Here is a 17145-nt window from a genome sequence, read left to right as displayed (position 1 = left end):
CTGCCGCTGACGCTGGCGGTGCTGGACGGCATGGTGGTCGGCGCCGCCGATCAGACCCTGGTCGCGCCGCTCGCCGCCATCGTCGAGAGCCTGACCCCGAACGAGGGCGACATCCATTATGTCGGCGGCGTCGATCCCGTGCTGCGCTTCCGCGAGGCCTTCGTGCCGCTGGTGGACGTCGGTCTGGTCATGGGCTTCCGCGACGCCCCGACCGAGCTGAAGGGCGGGGTGGTGATGATCGTCGAGACCGAAAGCCGCCAGCGCGCGGCCCTGCTGGTCGACGCCATCCACGGCCAGCGCCAGGTCGTCATCAAGAGCCTGGAAACCCATTACCGCCACGTCGAGGGCGTGGCCGCCGCCACCATTCTGGGCGACGGCCGCGTGGCCCTGATCCTCGATATCGACGCCCTAGTGACCGCCAAGCGTTCCCGAACCCCGTCGCGTTCCGACCTGCAAATGGCGAGCTGAAACCATGACCCCGACTGAACAACAGACCCTGACCCCCAATGTCGCCGGGACCGACCGCGAGCTGATCGCCTTCCGCATCGGCGAGCAGGAATTCTGCGTCGACATCATGAGCGTGCGCGAGATCCGCGGCTGGACCCCGGCCACGCCCCTGCCGCGCTCGCCCGCCTATATGAAGGGCGTCATCAACCTGCGCGGCGTGGTGCTGCCGATCATCGACCTGGGCGCGCGCTTCGGCCTGGTCACGAATGAGCCGACCGAACGGCACGTCATCATGGTGGCCCATGTCGGCTCGCGCCTGGTCGGCCTGCTGGTCGATGCGGTGTCGGACATCGTGCAACTGTCGGACGCGGCCATCCAGCCGACCCCGGACGTGGCCAGCGACCAGGTGAAGTCCTTCGTGAAGGGCATCTTCGCCGTCGAGGGCGGCCGCATGATCAGCCTGATCGACCTGGATCACGTCCTGCCGGAAAGCGAGGCTGCAGCGGCATGACGACCCTCGCCGGGCGGGAAGCCCTGGTCGAAGGCGAGTTCGTCTTCACGGCCGAGGATTTCCGCCACATCGCCCAGACCCTGCACGCTCACGCAGGCATCGCCCTCAGCGAAGGCAAGGCGGCGCTGGTCTATTCGCGCCTGGCCAAGCGGCTGCGCGTGCTGGGGCTGCGCAGCTTCCGCGACTACTGCGCCCTGATCGACGGCGTGGAGGGCGTGGACGAGCGTCAGGCGATGATGGCGGCCCTGACCACCAACGTCACCCGCTTCTACCGCGAGCCGCACCACTTCGATCATCTGCGCGACAAGGTGATGCCGGAACTGGCCGCCAAGGCGCGGGCGGGCGGACGGGTGCGCCTGTGGTCGGCCGCCTGCTCGAACGGGCAGGAGCCGTACTCCATGGCGATGACGGTGCTGGACGTCCTGCCGGAAGCGGCCGAACTGGACGTGCGCATCCTGGCCACCGACATTGACCCCAACATGGTCGCCGAGGGCGCGGCGGGCGTCTATTCCGACGATCTTCTGGCCCCGGTCCCGGCCGCTTCGCGCAAGCATTTCACGCCGGCGCCGGGCGCGCCCGGCCGGTTCAGCGCCGATGCGACGCTGCGCCGTCTGGTGACGTTCAAGGAGCTGAACCTGATCGGCGACTGGCCGATGCGCGGCCGCTTCGACGTCATCTTCTGCCGCAACGTGGTCATCTATTTCGACGACGCGACCCAGGAGCGGGTCTGGGGCCGGTTCACGCCGATCCTGAATCCCGGCGGCGTCCTCTACATCGGCCACTCGGAACGGGTGACGGGGCCGGCGGCCCATGTGCTGCAGCCCGCCGGCCTGACCACCTACGTCAAGGGCGCGGGGGCATGAGCGCGGTTTCGGTCCTGGTGGTGGACGACAGCGCCACCATGCGCAGCCTGATCAGCGCCGTCTTGCGCCGCGATCCGGAGATCAACGTGGTCGGCACGGCCGCCGATCCGCTGGAGGCGCGCGCCAAGATCAAGGAGCTGAACCCCGACGTCATCACCCTGGACGTCGAGATGCCCAATATGAACGGGCTGGAGTTCCTGGAGAAGATCATGCGGCTGCGGCCCATGCCGGTGGTCATGGTCTCGACCCTGACACAGGCGGGGACCGATGTGACCCTGGCGGCGCTGGAGGTCGGGGCGGTCGACGCCGTGGCCAAGCCCGCACCAGGCGTGCCCGCGGCCGAAGCCTTCGCCGACCTGGCCGAGAAGGTGAAGGTCGCCGCGCGGTCTCGTGTTCGCCCGCTGGAGGATCGCGCGGTCCGGGGGCACGAGGGCGTCTATCATGCTGACCCCAATCATGTGCTGGCCATCGGTTCGTCCACCGGCGGGGTCGAGGCTCTGTTGACCATTCTGTCAGCCTTCCCGGCGGACTGCCCGGCGACGGTCATCACCCAACACATGCCCGCCAGCTTCACCAGGAGCTTCGCCGCCCGCCTGAACAAGGTCTCGGCCGCCACGGTCAGCGAGGCCGAGGACGGCGCGCCGCTGAAGCCGGGCCATGTCTATATCGCGCCGGGCGGCGAGGCCCACCTGGCCGTGTCGGGCGGTCGCTGTCGCCTGGTCGCCGCCGATCCGGTCAACGGCCACCGCCCCTCGGTCGACGTGCTGTTCGGTTCGGTCGCCCAACTGGGCCGCCCGATGACGGGCGTCATCCTGACCGGCATGGGCAAGGACGGGGCCAAGGGCCTGCTGGCCATGCGCCAGGCCGGCGCCCGCACCCTGGGCCAGGACGAGGCGTCCTGCGTCGTCTACGGCATGCCGCGCGCCGCCTTCGAGCTGGGCTCCGTCGAGCGCCAGCTGCCCCTGTCCCGTATGGCCCCGGCCATCCTCGAATCCTGCGCCGCCCGTTCGGCCGCGCCTCAGTCTGTCGCGTAAGGACGTTCATGCCCGCCGCTTCCGCCATTCGCACCCTTGTCGTCGATGATCAGCTGACGATGCGCTCACTTGTCCGCGCCAGTCTGCAGCAGATCGGGGTGCGCGACATCGAGGAGGCGCCCGACGGCGAGGCGGCCCTGCGCTCCCTGCTGGTGCAGCCGGTCCATCTGGTGATCTCGGATTTCAACATGCCGAACCTGGACGGGCTCAGCCTGCTGCGGGCCATCCGGGCGCACCCGCCGATCTCCAAGACGGCCTTCATCATGCTGACCGGTCGGGCCGACCGCGAACTGGTGCAGCGCGCCGTGCAGTTCGGCGTGAACAACTACCTGGTCAAACCCTTCACCACCGCCCAGCTGAAAGAGAAGCTGGAAGCGGTCTTCGGCACGCTGACGTGATCGGCGCGGCCGCTCAGCAGCCGGTCGAGCGGCGTCTGCACGTGGGGCAGGGCGATCACTGCGTGTCGTCCGATCCCGACGTCGTGCTGACGACCGTCCTGGGCAGCTGCGTGGCCCTGTGCCTGCGTGATCCGGCGGCTGGGGTGGGGGGCATGAACCATTTCCTGCTGCCCGAGGGTTCGGGGTCGGGAACGGACGCCAGCCGCCGCTACGGCGCCTATCTGATGGAAGTGCTGATCAACGACGTGCTGAAGGCGGGCGGGCGACGCGACCGGCTGGAGGCCAAGCTGTTCGGCGGCGGCCGCATGTTCGACAGCCTCAGCGACGTGGGCGCCGCCAACGCCGACTTCGCCGAGAAATTCCTGGCCGACGAGGGCATCCCCGTCGTCAGCCGTAGCCTGAGAGGCACGGGCGGGCGCCGCATTCACTATTGGCCGGTCAGCGGTCGGGCGCGTCAGCGCGTGGTGACGGACGGCGCGACCCTGCCGCCCGCGACGCCGCCGCCGCCGTCCGTCGCGACCGGCGATCTGGAGCTCTTCTGACATGGGCGAGAACGACAACCGCGACCTGCTGGCCGCCATGGCGGCGGAACTGGCGGACATTCGCGCCGAGATCGAGGCGGCGGGCGGCCTGGTGTCCGAAGTCCTGCGCCAACTGCCGGCCGAGGCGCGGCTGGGCTATCTGACGCGCAGCCAGAGCTTCGACGTCCTGTCGCAGCGTATCGAGGCCCTGTCGGGCCTGGCTCAGGCCGTGGCCGACGATCAGCCGATGGACACCGCCCTGGCCGCCCTGCCTCTGGCCGAGATGGCCGAGCGGATGCAGGAGACGGCGCACCGCGCCCGGCCCGGCGCCGCCCCGATCGCAGACGCGGACGACACCGAGCCCGTCGCGACGGCGGGCGTGCTGCACCTGTTCTGAGCCATGGCCGAGGACCGCATCAATCTGGAGCAATCGACGGTCCTGCTGGTGGACGACGCGCCGCAGGCGCTCGACATGCTGGGCTCGATCTTCCAGGGCTTCGGCGTCAAGGAGCAGATCAAATGCCCCTCGGCCGTCGAGGCGGTGAAAATCCTGCAACAGCGCCCGGTCGATCTGATCGTCATCGACTGCGGCGACCCCGAGATGGACGGTTACGCCTTCACCCGCTGGCTGCGGCGCGAGACGCCCGCGCCCCTGCGCTACACCCCCGTCATCCTGGTGACGGGCCACGCCTCACAGGCCAAGGTTCAGGAAGGGCGCGATTGCGGCGTCAGCTTCGTGGTCGCCAAGCCCCTGACGCCTGCGGTGCTGCTGAAGCGCATCCTGTGGCTGGCGGGCGACGAGCGCGAGTTCGTCGAGTGCGAGACCTACGTCGGCCCCGATCGCCGGGTGCGCAACTTCGGGCCGCCGGTCGGCATGACGGGGCGACGCAAGGGCGACCTGTCGGCCCACGTCGGCCATGCGGTTGAGGAAAACATGGATCAGGCCGACATCGACATGCTGTTGAAGCCGCAGAGGGTGTCGCTGTGAGCGAGGTCCGGACGCAGAAGGTCAGGACGTCGCTGGCGCAGCAGATGGCTCAGCCGGGCGGGCGGACGCTGGCGGATGTCGAACGCCGCGCCAATGAACGCCTGGGCCGCCACAAGGCCGAGGTCATGGCCGAGATCGAAGCCGCCGTCGCGGGGCTGGAGGGGCTGTGCGCCGCGCGGTCTGAGGCGTCGACCGCCGAGGTCTATCGGCTGGCGTCGCGCATTCTGGACCTGGCGGGTTTCTTCGACACCGGCCCGCTGTTCGACGCAGCCTACAGCCTGGCCGACGTGGCGGACCGCATGGCGACGGCCGACGCCTGGGACTGGCCGCCGGTTCAGGTGCACGTTCAGGCTCTGCGGCTGATCCTCAAGGCCGGCTGCGAACGCAATGCGGCCACGGATCATCTGCTGGCCGGACTGAAGGCCGTGGCGGTGAAGACGCGCGCCTAATTCCTTCTCCCACAAGGGGAGAAGGAAGCGATCAGCCGTACCGCGCAATCCCCAGGTCGGCGGACTCGATATCCGGGGTGCGGCCGTCGATGATGTCGGCGATGACGCGGGCCGAGCCGCAGGCCATGGTCCAGCCCAGCGTGCCGTGGCCCGTGTTCAGGAACAGGTTGTCCAGCTTGGTCTTGCCGATGACCGGGGTGCCGTCCGGCGTCATCGGGCGCAGGCCGGACCAGTAGCTGGCCGCCTTCAGGTCGCCCGCGCCGGGGAACAGCGAGCCGACCGAATGCTCCAGCGTGTTGCGGCGCTGTTCCGGCAGGACGTTGTTGTAGCCCGAGATCTCGGCCATGCCGCCGACGCGGATACGGTCGCCCAGGCGGGTGATCGCCACCTTGTAGCTCTCGTCCATGATGGTCGAGACGGGGGCGGCGGGTTCGTCGATGATCGGAGCCGTGATCGAATAGCCCTTCACCGGATAGACCGGCAGGGTCATGCCCAGCGGCTTGACCATCTGCGGCGAGTACGACCCCAGCGCCAGCACATAGGCGTCGGCCGTGACCACGCCCTTGTCGGTCTTCACCCCGGTGATGCGGCCGCCCTCGGCGATCAGGCCCTGGATGGTCGTGCCGTACTGGAAGGTCACGCCCTGCGTCGTCGCATGGTCGGCCAGGGCGTTGGTGAATTTGAAGCAGTCGCCGGTCTCGTCGCGCGGCAGGCGCAGGCCGCCGACAAACAGGTCGCGCGTGGCCTTCAGGCCCGGCTCGGCGCGGATGCAGCCGTCCTGGTCCAGCACTTCGAACGGGACGCCGCCTTCGCGCAGGACTTCGGTGTCCTTGTAGATGCCGTCCAGCTGCTTCTGGGTGCGGAACAGTTGCAGCGTGCCCTGGGTGCGGTGGTCGTACTCAAGGCCCAGTTCTTCGTTCAGCGCGGTCTGCACGACCTGGCTGTAGTCGGCCAGGCGCACCATGCGCGCCTTGTTCAGCGCATAGCGGGCCGAGGTGCAGTTGCGCAGCAGGGCCAGCAGCCAGCGCACGGTCGGGGCGTTGATCTGGGGGTGCAGGATCAGCGGGGCGTGGCGCATGAACAGCCACTTCACCGCCTTGGCGGGAATGCCCGGCGCGGCCCAAGGCGAGGAATAGCCGGGCGAGATCTCGCCCGCATTGGCGAAGCTGGTCTCCAGCGCCGGACCGCTCTGGCGGTCGATGACGGTGACCTTGTGCCCCTGGCGGGCCAGGTAGTGGGCGGTGGTCACGCCGATGACGCCGGCGCCGAGGATTGCGATCTTCATGGGTCTTGACCTTACGCGAACCAGACGCGCGGGCCTCCTAGATCAGATTTTGCGCCCGTCGCGCAAGTCGCAGTTTGTGTGCGCCGCAATATCGGCGGTGTTGATAAGGACTGCCTGTGTTCGGCCGATCACGGTTGATTATTTGCTCGCTATATCAGGCATGCGCGACAAGCTGGCTCTACGACGACCGGGTCGGGTCGGTCAGCGGCTCGCCGTAGTGGCGATCGCCGTGCAGATTGGCGGCCAGGGGCGCGGTGGTGCGTTCGATCAGGCGATGGACGACCGGCCGGTCCGGCCCCTGGTGCAGGGCGCGAATGCCTTCGTTGATCGAGGCGTCGGCATGGGTGATGCGCTGGTTGTGGCGGATGTAGTCCAGCCAGGTCGGCGTCTGGTATTTCTCGACCCAGACGTCAGGCTCGGCCAGGTCGCGCATCAGGCGCCATTGTCGCGCGCCGTCGCGGCGGCGGATGCGGCGTCGTTCGTCCATCAGGGCCAGGAAGGCGTCGATGTCTTCCTCGCGGATACGATAGGCGATGGAGACGATGACCGGCCCGCTGCGCGGCTCGATGGCCAGGGCGGTCTGCGGCTCGGTCCAGCGGCGCAGCAGGTCCATATTGAGGTTGGCGGTCGAGGGCAGGGGCACTTTCAGGCCGATCAGCACGCACAAAAACAGCACCCCCGCCGAGACGCCCAGGGCGACGTCGACGCCATAGGTCTGGGCCAGGCCGCCCCACAGCCAGCTGCCGCCCGCCATGCCGCCGAAGGCCGCCATCTGATACAGCGCCAGCGCCCGCGCCACGACCCAGCGCGGCACCGACATCTGCACGGTGACGTTGAAGCTGGACAGCACCAGCACCCAGCCCGCCCCCGCCAGCATCAGCGCCGGCAGGGTGACGGCCAGCCAGGGGATGTAGGCCAGGCCCAGGGCCGCCGCCGCGAAGGCCAGGGCGGCGACGCGGACGATGGTCTCGGTCTCGTATTTCGCGCGCAGACGCCCGACGAACAGCGCCCCGCCGACCGCGCCGATGCCGAACGACCCCAGCAGCAGACCGAACGCCAGGGGGCCGCCGCCGCCTTCGCGCGCGACGACGGGCATCAGGGCCTGGACCGCGCTGGCGCCGACGCCGAACACCACGGCGCGCAGCAGCACGGCCGTCACGCGCGGCGACAGGAAGGCGTAACGCACCCCGCCCGCCATGGCCGCCAGCAGGCCTTCGCGCGGCAGGGTCTGCTTGGGCCGCTCGGGCTTCCAGCGGAACAGCACGACCAGCAGGCCCAGATAGCTGACGGCGTTGACGGCGAAGGCCGCCGCCGCGCCCGCCGCCGCCACGATCAGCCCGCCCAGCGCCGGACCGACGCTGCGGGCCATGTTGAAGCCCATGGAGTTCAGGGTCACGGCCCCGGCCAGATCCTCACGCGGGACCATGTCGCCGACCGACGCCTGCCACGCCGGGCCGTTGAAGGCCGTGCCGCAGCCGATCAGGAAGGTGAAGGTCAGCAGCACCCAGGGCGTGATCCACCCCATCCACGTCATGGCCGCCAGCCCGGCGGAGACCAGCAGCATGAAGGTCTGGGCCGCCAGCATGATCTTGCGCCGGTCCACCGTGTCGGCCAGCGCGCCCGCCGCCAGCGACAGCAGCATGATCGGCAGGGTGACGGAGGCCTGCACCAGGGCGACCATCTGGGCCGAGGCGATGGAGGTCATCATCCACGCCGCGCCGACCGACTGGATCAGGCCGCCGAAATTGGTGACCAGGCTGGTGATCCACACCGCCCGGAAGATCGGGTGCCGCAGCGGCGCCAGCGCCGAGGGCCGCTCTGGCGGGAGGGACGGCGGATTGGAAGGAGAGGCGTCGGCGGTCGAACTCATGCGGGGCGACCCCTCGCATGGACGATACGGAGCAGGCGGGAACCGACGACGACCATGCGGGCAGTCCACACGGCTTCGACGGGGGAAGCAAGACGCGAAGCGGTCACTCTGGGTTCCGGATTATTGGCGTCGCGAGGGCGGCGGCGGGACGCTATAGGAAGGCCGTGACCGTCCCAGCCGTTCCCCCGATGTCGCCCTTGGCCCCCTTCACCGTCGCCGCCCTGTATCGTTTCGCGCCCGTGGCTGACCCGGCGGCGCTGCGTCTGCACCTGCTGGACCTGTGCGGGGCTGAGGTGCGCGGCACGCTTCTGGTGGCGCATGAGGGGATCAACGGCACCATTGCGGGGCCGCAGGCCGCCGTCGCCCGCGTCATCGACGGCGTGCGCGCCATGCCGGGTTTCGAGCGGCTGGAGCTGAAGTATTCGACGGCCCAGGCCATGCCCTTCCACCGCATGAAGGTGCGGGTAAAGGCCGAGATCGTCACCATGGGCCAGCCCGATATCGATCCGGTCGAGGGCGTCGGAACCTATGTCTCGGCCCAGGACTGGAACGCCCTGATCGCCGATCCCGACACCGTCGTCATCGACACCCGCAACGACTATGAGGGCGAGATCGGCGCCTTTGCGGGCGCCGTCCAACCCAACACCCGCACCTTCCGTGAGTTCGCCGACTGGTTCCGCACCGAGGGGCGCGCCCTGCTGGATCGGCCGACCCCGCCCAAGGTCGCCATGTACTGCACCGGCGGCATCCGCTGCGAAAAGGCCACCGCCTTCCTGAAGGCCGAGGGGGTGCGCGACGTGCATCACCTGGAAGGCGGCATCCTGAAATATCTGGAGATGGTGCCGGAGCCGGAAAGCCTGTGGCGCGGCGAGTGCTTCGTCTTCGACGAGCGGGTGGCCGTGGGGCACGGCCTGGTCGAGGGCGACCACAGCCTGTGCCGGGCCTGCCGCATGCCGGTCAGCCCCGAGGGGCGCCGCTCTGCGCGCTATATAGAGGGCGTGTCCTGCGACCGCTGCTGGGACGACCGCGACGCGGTCCAGCGCGAGGGGTATGCCGAACGCCAGAAGCAGATGGAGATCGCCCGCGCCCGCGGCGTGGCGCATGTGGGGGCGACGCAGAAGGGATAAGAGGCGCTCCTCCCTCTCTCCTCCGCCGTCATCCGCGGGCTTGACCCGAGGATCCAGCCTTGCCGCAAGCTGTCGTCGTATCGTGGCGCGCGTTGATCGATCCCACATCGATTAACCGGCGCGGGTCTGGATCCTCGGGTCAAGCCCGAGGATGACGGCATGTGTGGCGGTGGGCGGGGCGTATGTGGCGACGGACCAGTCGGAGAGGGTCGCGGGCGGCGCCCGCCCATGCCATCCTCCCGGCCTCGCTTCAGTCAGGAGGCCCGCCCATGTCCGCCTTTCGCCCCGTCGAGCGCCTCGACACCCATGAGGTGTCCAACCAGGTTCCGCCGCTGGAGGACGTCGACCTGTTCTCCGGGGACAAGGCGCTGCATGACGCCGTGCGCCATTGGGGCGGGGCGGGGCATGTCGAGCGGCTGAGCGATCTGGGCCGCCGCTGCGGTTCGGCCGAGGTGATCGACTGGGGCGTGCAGGCCAATCGCGTGCCGCCGGTGCTGGACACTCACGACCGTTACGGCCGCCGCATCGACGAGGTGACGTTTCACCCGGCCTATCATCAACTGATGGACCTGGGATTGGGCGCAGGGATCGCCGCCGGTGCCTGGGACGGGACGCCGAACGGGCATCTGCTGCACGCGGCCATCCTGTTTCTGACCGGACAGGCGGATTCGGGGACCAGCTGCCCCATGACCATGACCTACGCCTCGGTCGCGGCGCTTCAGGCCGATCCGGCCGTGGGCGAACCGTGGATCGGGGGCGTGCTGTCGGGCCGCTACGACCCGGCGGTGCGTCCGGCGAGCGAGAAGGCGGGCGTGACGCTGGGCATGGCCATGACCGAGAAGCAGGGCGGCTCGGACGTGCGCGCCAACACCACCCGCGCCGAGCCGGTCGGCGAGGACGGCTGGTACAGTCTGACCGGGCACAAGTGGTTCTGTTCGGCGCCGATGTGCGACGCCTTCCTGACGCTGGCCTATGCGCCGGGCGGGCTGACCTGTTTCGTCCTGCCGCGCTGGCTGCCGGACGGGACGCGCAATGCGGGCTTCCGCGTCATGCGGCTGAAGGATAAGATGGGCGACCGCTCCAACGCCTCGTCCGAGGTCGAGTATCACGGCGCCTTGGCTCAGAGGCTGGGCGAAGAGGGGCGGGGCGTGGCGACCATCATCAGTATGGTCCAGCATACGCGGCTGGACTGCGTGGTCGGCTCGGCCCTGCAGATGCGCGGGGCGCTGGCGCAGGCGGTGTGGCACGCCGCACACCGCACCGCCTTCCAGAAGCGGCTGATCGACCAGCCGATGATGGCCGCCGTCCTGACCGATCTGGCGGTCGAGAGCGAGGCGGCGACAGCCCTGTCGATGCGGCTGGCGGCGACCTTCGATGCGGACGACGCCGTGGGGCGTCTGCTGACGCCGGTCGCCAAATACTGGGTCTGCAAGCGCGCGCCGAACATGATCTATGAGGCGATGGAGGCTCTGGGCGGCGCCGGATATGTCGAGACCGGGCCGATGCCGCGCCTGTTTCGTCAGTCGCCGCTGAACGCCATCTGGGAAGGCTCGGGCAACGTCATCGCCCTGGACGTGCTGCGCGCGGCGGGTCGCGAGCCGGAAGGCGTGGAGGCCCTGCGCGATTGGCTGGCGTCACAGGCGGGCAAGTCCGCCGACTATGACCGCTTCATCGCCGGGCTGGATCTGAAGGCGAACGAGGCCGGGGCGCGACTGGCGGTCGAACGGCTGGCGCTGGCGGCCCAGGCGGCGGCCCTGCTGGAGATGGACAGTCCCTCGGCCGAGGCCTTCATCGCGCTGCGTATGCGCCCACGCGGTATGGCCTATGGGGCCTATGAGGCGCAGGTGGATCAGCGGGCGGTGCTGGAGCGGGCGATGCCCGCCTGAATGTTGGGAAAGGGGAGCTGGAAAGGACGAAGGCCTCGCGGGGGCTCCGCGAGGCCTTCGGTGGTGGAGCTTAGCGGAGTCGAACCGCTGACCTCTTGCATGCCATGCAAGCGCTCTACCAACTGAGCTAAAGCCCCAGGCCGTATCGGCTTGGTTATGTCATCGACCGGATCAGACTGAAGCGCCTGGAAAGGACGAAGGCCCCGCGGCGTTCCGCGAGGCCTTCGATGGTGGAGCTTAGCGGAGTCGAACCGCTGACCTCTTGCATGCCATGCAAGCGCTCTACCAACTGAGCTAAAGCCCCGAACCTTTCGGTCGGTCCCGCCGGGGAGAGAATGTCGCCCCCCGGCGAGGCGCGGAAACTAGGTCAGGCCGTTTTGAAGATCAAGCGGGTCTGACACATTTTTTTCCGCTTATTTTTCCGACCTTTGCCGCTTAGTCGTCGTCGCGCGACGGCTTGGCCAGCTCTTCGTCGAGATCGTCGTCGTCTTCGTCTTCGATGAAGGGCACGGAATCATCATCGTCGTCGTCCAGGACGTCGTCGTCATCGTCGCCGTCGGACGAACCCATGCCGGCGTCGTCGCCGCCCGGCTCGCCGTCGTCGTCGTCCGGGGTCAGGATCGGCTCGTGGCCTTCCTGATCGATTTCGGGGGTGGAGCCTTCGGCGTCCTCTTCGTCCTCGTCGCCGTCGACCGACTTGTCGGCGACTTGATCTTCGGACTCTTCTTCGTCAGCGGCGTAGCCGGCGCCGCGACGCACGCGGCGGCTGCGGACGGCTTCTTCCATCGGATCGAACTCGGTGTCGCACTTGGGGCAGTGGGCCGGGCGACGGTTCAGATCGTAGAATTTGGCCTGGCAGTTCGGGCAGACCTGCTTTTGGCCCAGTTCGGGATTGGCCACGTGATTAGACCTTCGGCGGGTTTAAGGGAAAATTGGAAAACGGGCGGCTCCCTTGCCACCGGCGGGGGCCGCTGTCAAAAGCCTTCTTTTCCGCGCCTGCGCGGCTTTCCTGACATTCGGAGCCTGCATCAGGGTGAGCACTCCCCAGACCTTCACCGCGTCCGGCGTTTTCGGCCTTAAGGGCGTGGTCCGCGCGCCGGGCGACAAGTCGATGTCGCACCGGGCTCTGATCTTCGGCGGCATGGCCGAGGGCGTCACGGAAATCGAAGGCCTGCTGGAAGGCGACGACATCCTGGCCACCGGCCGCGCCATGCAGGCGCTGGGCGCCCATGTCGAGCGGATCGGCGAGGGGCGCTGGCGGGTCGAGGGGCGCGGGCCGTTGCGTTCGCCCGAGGCGGTCATCGACTGCGGCAACGCCGGGACCGGGGTGCGCCTGCTGATGGGCGCGGTCGCGGGCTATGATCTGACAGCCACGTTCGACGGCGACTCTTCGCTGCGCAAGCGGCCGATGAAGCGCGTCACCGGGCCGCTGGCCGACATGGGCGCGCGCTTCGACTGGAACGCGGCCGAGGACCGGGTGCCGCTGACGCTGCACGGCGGCGGGCTGAAGGGCGTGACCTTTGTCCAGAGCGTCGCCTCGGCCCAGATCAAGTCGGCCATCCTGCTGGCCGGGCTGAACGCGGCGGGCGAGACCGTCGTGGTCGAACCGGAAAAGAGCCGCGACCATACCGAGCGGATGCTGCGCGCCTTCGGCGCCGAGGTCGAGGTGACGGAAGAGGGCGCCGGCTGGCGCATCCGTCTGCCGGGCGGCCAGAGGCTGAAGGGAACGCACGTCGCGGTGCCGGGCGATCCGTCCTCGGCGGCCTTCCCCCTGGCGGCGGCCCTGGTGGTTCCGGGCTCGGAGGTGACGGTCGAGGGGGTGATGCTCAACCCGCTTCGCACCGGCCTGTTCCAGACCTGGCTCGACATGGGCGCGGACCTGACCATCGCCAATCGCCGCATGGCCGGCGGCGAAGAGGTCGGCGACATCACCGCCCGCCACTCGGCGCTGAAGGGGATCGTGGTTCCGGAAGACCGCGCGGCCTCCATGATCGACGAATACCCGATCCTGGCGGTGACGGCGGCCTTTGCGAATGGCGAGACCGTCATGCGCGGCATCGGCGAGATGCGCGTCAAGGAAAGCGACCGCATCGCCTTGATGGCGGCGGGCCTGTCGGCCTGCGGCGTTCAGGTCGAAGAGGAGCCGGAGGGCTTCATCGTCACCGGCGCGCCCGGTCCGGTGCGGGGCGGCGCGACCGTCGACACGGCCCACGACCACCGCATCGCCATGAGCCATCTGGTGCTGGGTCTGGCGGCTGAACAGCCTGTCTCGGTCCGCGATCCCGAGATGATCGCCACCAGCTTCCCCGGCTTTGTCGAGATGATGAACGGGCTGGGGGCGGAGATCGGCCAGGGTGGTTGAGACCCGCAAGACGTCCGGACTCTGGTCCTGGCTGCAATTCGTCCTCGCCGCCGTCTTCGTCGGCTGGTGCAGCTACAAGGGCGGCTCGGAGGTGTGGCGTGCGCTTGAAACCGGGCTGCTGCGTCACGGCAAGGGGCCGGACGTGGCGCTCAGCGACAGGCCGCTGGTCTTCTGGGCGCTGAACGGTTTCTACGGGGTCGCTGTTCTGGCGGGCGTCGGATTCGCCGTCTTCTGCCTGGCGCTGGCCTTTCAGGACGTGCGGAAGCGGGGCGTGGGGCGATGACGGCGCGGCCTTCTCTCCCGCCCTATGTGGTGTTCAAGGCGCTCGGCGTTGGTCTGTTGGTTCTGGCCGCGGCTTTCCTGTTGTTCGCGCTCGGTTTCTTCGGCGAAGGCATGCTGGACCTCGCCGACGGCCGTATGGACGGCCACGCCTCCCTGGATCTGTCGGAAGCGGTCGCGACCGATTTGTTCCGGCGGCGCATAGGAAACATGCTGGCGTCCAGCGCGGTTCTGCTGGCTTTCGGGCTCGGATGCTTTTGGATCGCTTGCGTCCTGAAGCCGAAGCCGTGAGAAGCACAGGGCGCGGCAGCGCTTTGAAGGAACTCTGATTTGAACAAGAACCTGGTCATCGCCGTCGACGGCCCCGCCGCGTCCGGCAAGGGCACCATCGCCGCGCGCCTGGCCGCCCATTACGGCCTGCCGTACCTGGACACCGGCCTGCTGTATCGCGCCGTGGGTCTGGCGGTGCTGGATGCGGGCGGCGATCTGGGCGACGGCGGCCGCTGGGGTTTCGACGGAGCGGCCGAAGGTCGGCACGGCCTGGACGGCCAGGCTGATCAGCAGGGCGCCGCAGACGCCCATGGCGAAGCCCGAGAAACGGTCGGCGGCGGTCGAGAACAGATTGAACATGATGGCGGTCCTTTGATTGCGATGTGTTGAATGAAAGAGAAGGGCAGGCGGGGTCAGGCGATGAAGATGGCTTCGATCGGCTGGCCGAAGAGGCGGGCGATGCGGAAGGCCAGCGGCAGGGACGGGTCGTAGCGGCCCTTCTCCAGCGCCTGGACGGTCTGGCGCGAGACGCCGAGGCGTTCGGCCAGGTCGGCCTGGGTCCAGTCGCGTTCGGCGCGAAAGACCTTGAGGCGGTTGATGAAGGCGCTGGTCATCGGCGGGCGATCCACCAGCCGCACCAGGCGATCCCGTAACCGACGGCCTGGGCGGCGAAGGCGGCGACGACGCCCAGGGCGATCAGGGCCGCGTCGGTGTGCGGCATGGCGGCGGGCAGCAGGTTCACCCCGGCCAGGGCGGCGATGACGACGGCCGCGCCGCCGCCGATGAAGCCCAGGTTGCCGCCCCACCACCAGGCCCATTTGTGAGCCTCCTTGGCGGCCTCATCCAGACTGCGCCACCAGTAGAGGGTGTGCAGGGCCAGGAAGACGGCCAGCCCGGCGGCCAGGACGACGACGCCGATCGACGGCGCGCGGCCCCAGGCTTCAGGCCAGAACGGCGTGGCGGAGGCCGCGCTGACCCCGACCACGGTCAGGGCGCACAGGACGACGGTCAGGTCGTCCATCTTCTTCTTGTTGTTGGCGACGATGGCGTCGGCGGCGGTGGTTTCGGTGTTCATGACAAGCGCCCCTGTCGTGTTGACAAGTGAGCTTTACCAACAGGGGCGCATTTACGTCAAGCGACTTTTACATCACGACAAGCAGATTTTCCGTTCTGCCGGATTCCGCCTTACAAATCAGGGATCCAGCCGGGCTTCTCGACCCGCACGGGGCGGCCCTCGACGGTCAGATCGCCGTCCATGCGGTCCAGCCGCATCAGGGCGATGGCCCGTCCCTCGGCGCCGGTCATGACTTCGCCGGCCCGCAGTTCGCCCTTCAGCACCTCGGCGCCGCGTTCGGGGGCGGGACCGTCGAAGGCGATGGCCATCATGCGGTTCTTGATCGTGCCGCGCCGCTTCATGCGCGAGGTCGTCTCCTGACCGATGAAGCAGCCCTTGTGGAAGTCGATGCCGTTCAGCAGGTCGAAGTCCGCCTCGATCGGATAGGTCTTGTCCATCAGGGCGTCCTGGGTCGGATCGGGCACGCCCAGGGCCAGGCGGTGCGCCTGCCAGTCGGCCTCGACCGCGTCGGTCTCGCTCTGATCGCCCCAGCGGCGGCCGCCCAGGGCGGACAGGCGGGGGTCGGCGACGAAGCCCTCGGGAACATCCGCGCCCCAGGCGACGAAGACCGCGTCGGGGATGGGCATGACCTCGACCTGGGCGCGCAGCTTGTAGAGGCTCAGCCGCTGGACCAGAGCGTCGCGCCGTTCGGCCGCGACGTCCAGGACGACGCCGTCCTCCTCGCCCCAGATGAACAGGTCGAACAGCAGCCGCCCCGGCGGCGACAGCAGGGCGCCGAAGCGAAGCTCGCCCGGTTGCAACGTCTCCACATCCTGGGTCAGCAGATTGTGCAGGAAGGGGCGGGCGTCGGGGCCGCTGACGCGGATCAGGGCGCGACTATCAAGACGGGCGATGGACATAAGGCCAAGATAGGCAGGCGGGGCGTCGTCCTCCAGTCCGCTCGCCTGTCTTAAGTGGAGCAGGCGCGAAAAAGGCTGCGGGACGTCTCCCGCAGCCTCTCAAGATCGGCGACGCTCAATCTACCAGCGGCGGCCGTTGTGGTCGCGGCGCTCATAGCGGACCTTGGCCGACAGGGCGTCGTAGCGGCGGTCCAGCTCCATGCGTTCGCGGGGGTTCAGGCCGTCGCGCTGATAGGCGCGCTCCAGCCGCACCAGGCTGTTCAGCTCGTTCTTCAGGCGGCCGGCCTCGCGGACGCTGAGCTGGCGGGTGTGAACGCCCTGGTCGATGCGGCGGTCCAGATTGTATTTGCGTTGGTGGATCGACTGCCAGCCGTCGTGGCGGCTCTCATAGACCGGCGCGTGGCGATAGGATTGCGCGGCGGCGGGCAGGGCGGCGCCGAGGGCGACGGCGGCCGTCGTCGCGGCCAGGACGGGGATCATCAGGGTTTTGAACTTGGCCATGGTCGGGCTCCTTCATCTGCACGCAACCGATCGGGCTGCGTTGACGCCAGATGACCCCCTTGCGCCTGAGCCGCGTCTGAACGGCGCGTTTCAGATAGGGTTCATCAGCGTGACATCGTCGTCATCCAGGGGGGCAGGCGCGCGCCCGCGAGCGTTTTCACACACGGATTTGCGACGGAGATTTCATCCCTCGGCGTTCCTCTTTGGACTGAACGCCGGTAGACTGCGCGTTCAGCCGCTGTTCAGAGGCCCTGGTTTAGACCGCGATCCATGATGCGTATTCGAGCCCTTCTTTTGGCCGGCCTGATCGCCCTCGTCCCGTTGACGGACGCGGCGGCTCAGTCGCGCGGCCGCGACCGGGATCGCGACGATGATCGCCG

At 68.8% G+C, this 17145-nt stretch carries 21 protein-coding genes, 2 tRNA genes and 1 pseudogene; 15 read left to right on the top strand and 9 right to left on the bottom strand.

Annotation, left to right across the window (positions count from 1 at the left end; genetic code table 11):
* From B2Y21_RS07655 to B2Y21_RS07615, 9 genes are all read left to right on the top strand, one after another.
* Positions 1 to 468: chemotaxis protein CheW (locus tag B2Y21_RS07655; RefSeq protein WP_292058596.1), on the top strand; the 468-nt coding region annotated here is incomplete at its 5' end.
* Positions 469 to 472: 4 nt separating this feature from the next.
* Positions 473 to 958: a chemotaxis protein CheW gene (locus B2Y21_RS07650; protein ID WP_292058595.1), complete on the top strand. Its 486-nt coding sequence runs from the start codon at positions 473 to 475 to the stop codon at positions 956 to 958.
* Complete coding sequence (locus tag B2Y21_RS07645) at positions 955 to 1821, top strand: CheR family methyltransferase (protein WP_292058593.1); 867 nt, start codon at positions 955 to 957, stop codon at positions 1819 to 1821. Before B2Y21_RS07650 ends, B2Y21_RS07645 begins: the two co-directional genes overlap by 4 nt.
* Complete coding sequence (locus B2Y21_RS07640; protein ID WP_292058590.1) at positions 1818 to 2855, top strand: protein-glutamate methylesterase/protein-glutamine glutaminase; 1038 nt, start codon at positions 1818 to 1820, stop codon at positions 2853 to 2855. The genes B2Y21_RS07645 and B2Y21_RS07640 overlap by 4 nt, the downstream gene beginning before the upstream one ends.
* Before the next feature lie 8 nt (positions 2856 to 2863).
* Positions 2864 to 3253 (top strand): response regulator, encoded by a 390-nt coding sequence (locus B2Y21_RS07635; protein WP_003166009.1) that lies wholly within the window; start codon positions 2864 to 2866, stop codon positions 3251 to 3253.
* On the top strand, positions 3250 to 3795 hold the full coding sequence (locus B2Y21_RS07630; RefSeq protein ID WP_292058588.1) for a chemotaxis protein CheD: 546 nt from the start codon (positions 3250 to 3252) through the stop codon (positions 3793 to 3795). Before B2Y21_RS07635 ends, B2Y21_RS07630 begins: the two co-directional genes overlap by 4 nt.
* Before the next feature lies 1 nt (position 3796).
* Positions 3797 to 4171, top strand: coding sequence for a hypothetical protein (locus tag B2Y21_RS07625; protein WP_003166007.1), 375 nt, complete (start codon positions 3797 to 3799; stop codon positions 4169 to 4171).
* 3 nt (positions 4172 to 4174) lie between these two features.
* Positions 4175 to 4762 carry a response regulator gene (locus tag B2Y21_RS07620; RefSeq protein ID WP_292058585.1) on the top strand — a complete coding sequence of 196 codons (588 nt, stop codon included), beginning with the start codon at positions 4175 to 4177 and terminating at the stop codon, positions 4760 to 4762.
* On the top strand, positions 4759 to 5211 hold the full coding sequence (locus tag B2Y21_RS07615) for a chemotaxis protein CheE (RefSeq protein ID WP_292058583.1): 453 nt from the start codon (positions 4759 to 4761) through the stop codon (positions 5209 to 5211). The genes B2Y21_RS07620 and B2Y21_RS07615 overlap by 4 nt, the downstream gene beginning before the upstream one ends.
* Before the next feature lie 31 nt (positions 5212 to 5242).
* Here the strand turns inward: B2Y21_RS07615 and B2Y21_RS07610 are convergent, their stop codons facing one another.
* On the bottom strand, positions 5243 to 6520 hold the full coding sequence (locus tag B2Y21_RS07610; protein ID WP_349679415.1) for a D-amino acid dehydrogenase: 1278 nt from the start codon (positions 6518 to 6520) through the stop codon (positions 5243 to 5245).
* Positions 6521 to 6674: 154 nt separating this feature from the next.
* Entirely contained in the window at positions 6675 to 8366 is a 1692-nt protein-coding gene (locus tag B2Y21_RS07605; protein WP_292058579.1) for an MFS transporter, read from the bottom strand.
* Between the two features lie 197 nt (positions 8367 to 8563).
* On the opposite strand from B2Y21_RS07605, the gene B2Y21_RS07600 reads away from it, so the two are divergent.
* Positions 8564 to 9493, top strand: a complete 930-nt coding sequence (locus tag B2Y21_RS07600) for a rhodanese-related sulfurtransferase (protein ID WP_292058597.1) — start codon at positions 8564 to 8566, stop codon at positions 9491 to 9493.
* Between the two features lie 269 nt (positions 9494 to 9762).
* Entirely contained in the window at positions 9763 to 11379 is a 1617-nt protein-coding gene (locus B2Y21_RS07595) for an acyl-CoA dehydrogenase family protein (RefSeq protein ID WP_292058577.1), read from the top strand.
* Positions 11380 to 11440: 61 nt separating this feature from the next.
* Here B2Y21_RS07595 and B2Y21_RS07590 read toward each other — a convergent pair.
* The 3 genes from B2Y21_RS07590 to B2Y21_RS07580 all read right to left on the bottom strand — a co-directional run bounded on the left by B2Y21_RS07590 (position 11441) and on the right by B2Y21_RS07580 (position 12279).
* Positions 11441 to 11516 (bottom strand) — tRNA-Ala (locus B2Y21_RS07590).
* Positions 11517 to 11607: 91 nt separating this feature from the next.
* A tRNA-Ala gene (locus B2Y21_RS07585) sits at positions 11608 to 11683 on the bottom strand.
* 131 nt (positions 11684 to 11814) lie between these two features.
* The gene (locus B2Y21_RS07580; RefSeq protein WP_125901175.1) at positions 11815 to 12279 is read right to left on the bottom strand and encodes a TIGR02300 family protein; all 465 of its coding nucleotides are present in this window, start codon (positions 12277 to 12279) and stop codon (positions 11815 to 11817) included.
* 133 nt (positions 12280 to 12412) lie between these two features.
* On the opposite strand from B2Y21_RS07580, the gene aroA reads away from it, so the two are divergent.
* The 4 genes and pseudogenes from aroA to B2Y21_RS07560 form a co-directional block, all read left to right on the top strand.
* On the top strand, positions 12413 to 13741 hold the full coding sequence (aroA, locus tag B2Y21_RS07575) for a 3-phosphoshikimate 1-carboxyvinyltransferase (RefSeq protein ID WP_292058574.1): 1329 nt from the start codon (positions 12413 to 12415) through the stop codon (positions 13739 to 13741).
* The gene (locus B2Y21_RS07570) at positions 13734 to 14024 is read left to right on the top strand and encodes a hypothetical protein (RefSeq protein ID WP_292058572.1); all 291 of its coding nucleotides are present in this window, start codon (positions 13734 to 13736) and stop codon (positions 14022 to 14024) included. The genes aroA and B2Y21_RS07570 overlap by 8 nt, the downstream gene beginning before the upstream one ends.
* On the top strand, positions 14021 to 14311 hold the full coding sequence (locus B2Y21_RS07565) for a hypothetical protein (protein WP_292058570.1): 291 nt from the start codon (positions 14021 to 14023) through the stop codon (positions 14309 to 14311). The genes B2Y21_RS07570 and B2Y21_RS07565 overlap by 4 nt, the downstream gene beginning before the upstream one ends.
* A gap of 51 nt (positions 14312 to 14362) precedes the next feature.
* Positions 14363 to 14515: pseudogene (locus tag B2Y21_RS07560) on the top strand ((d)CMP kinase); the annotation flags it as partial.
* Between the two features lie 188 nt (positions 14516 to 14703).
* Here B2Y21_RS07560 and B2Y21_RS07555 read toward each other — a convergent pair.
* The 4 genes from B2Y21_RS07555 to B2Y21_RS07540 all read right to left on the bottom strand — a co-directional run bounded on the left by B2Y21_RS07555 (position 14704) and on the right by B2Y21_RS07540 (position 16765).
* Entirely contained in the window at positions 14704 to 14904 is a 201-nt protein-coding gene (locus B2Y21_RS07555; protein ID WP_046651697.1) for a helix-turn-helix transcriptional regulator, read from the bottom strand.
* On the bottom strand, positions 14901 to 15365 hold the full coding sequence (locus B2Y21_RS07550; RefSeq protein ID WP_292058567.1) for a hypothetical protein: 465 nt from the start codon (positions 15363 to 15365) through the stop codon (positions 14901 to 14903). The genes B2Y21_RS07555 and B2Y21_RS07550 overlap by 4 nt, the downstream gene beginning before the upstream one ends.
* 110 nt (positions 15366 to 15475) lie before the next feature.
* Positions 15476 to 16264 carry a YgfZ/GcvT domain-containing protein gene (locus B2Y21_RS07545; RefSeq protein ID WP_292058564.1) on the bottom strand — a complete coding sequence of 263 codons (789 nt, stop codon included), beginning with the start codon at positions 16262 to 16264 and terminating at the stop codon, positions 15476 to 15478.
* Positions 16265 to 16384: 120 nt separating this feature from the next.
* A complete protein-coding gene (locus B2Y21_RS07540; RefSeq protein ID WP_292058562.1) occupies positions 16385 to 16765 on the bottom strand; it encodes a hypothetical protein in 381 nt (126 codons plus the stop codon).
* Between the last annotated feature and the right edge of the window lie 380 nt (positions 16766 to 17145).

This window comes from Brevundimonas sp. UBA5936 (assembly GCA_002430835.1).
GTDB lineage: Bacteria > Pseudomonadota > Alphaproteobacteria > Caulobacterales > Caulobacteraceae > Brevundimonas.
This window is presented reverse-complemented; position numbering and strand designations above follow the sequence as displayed.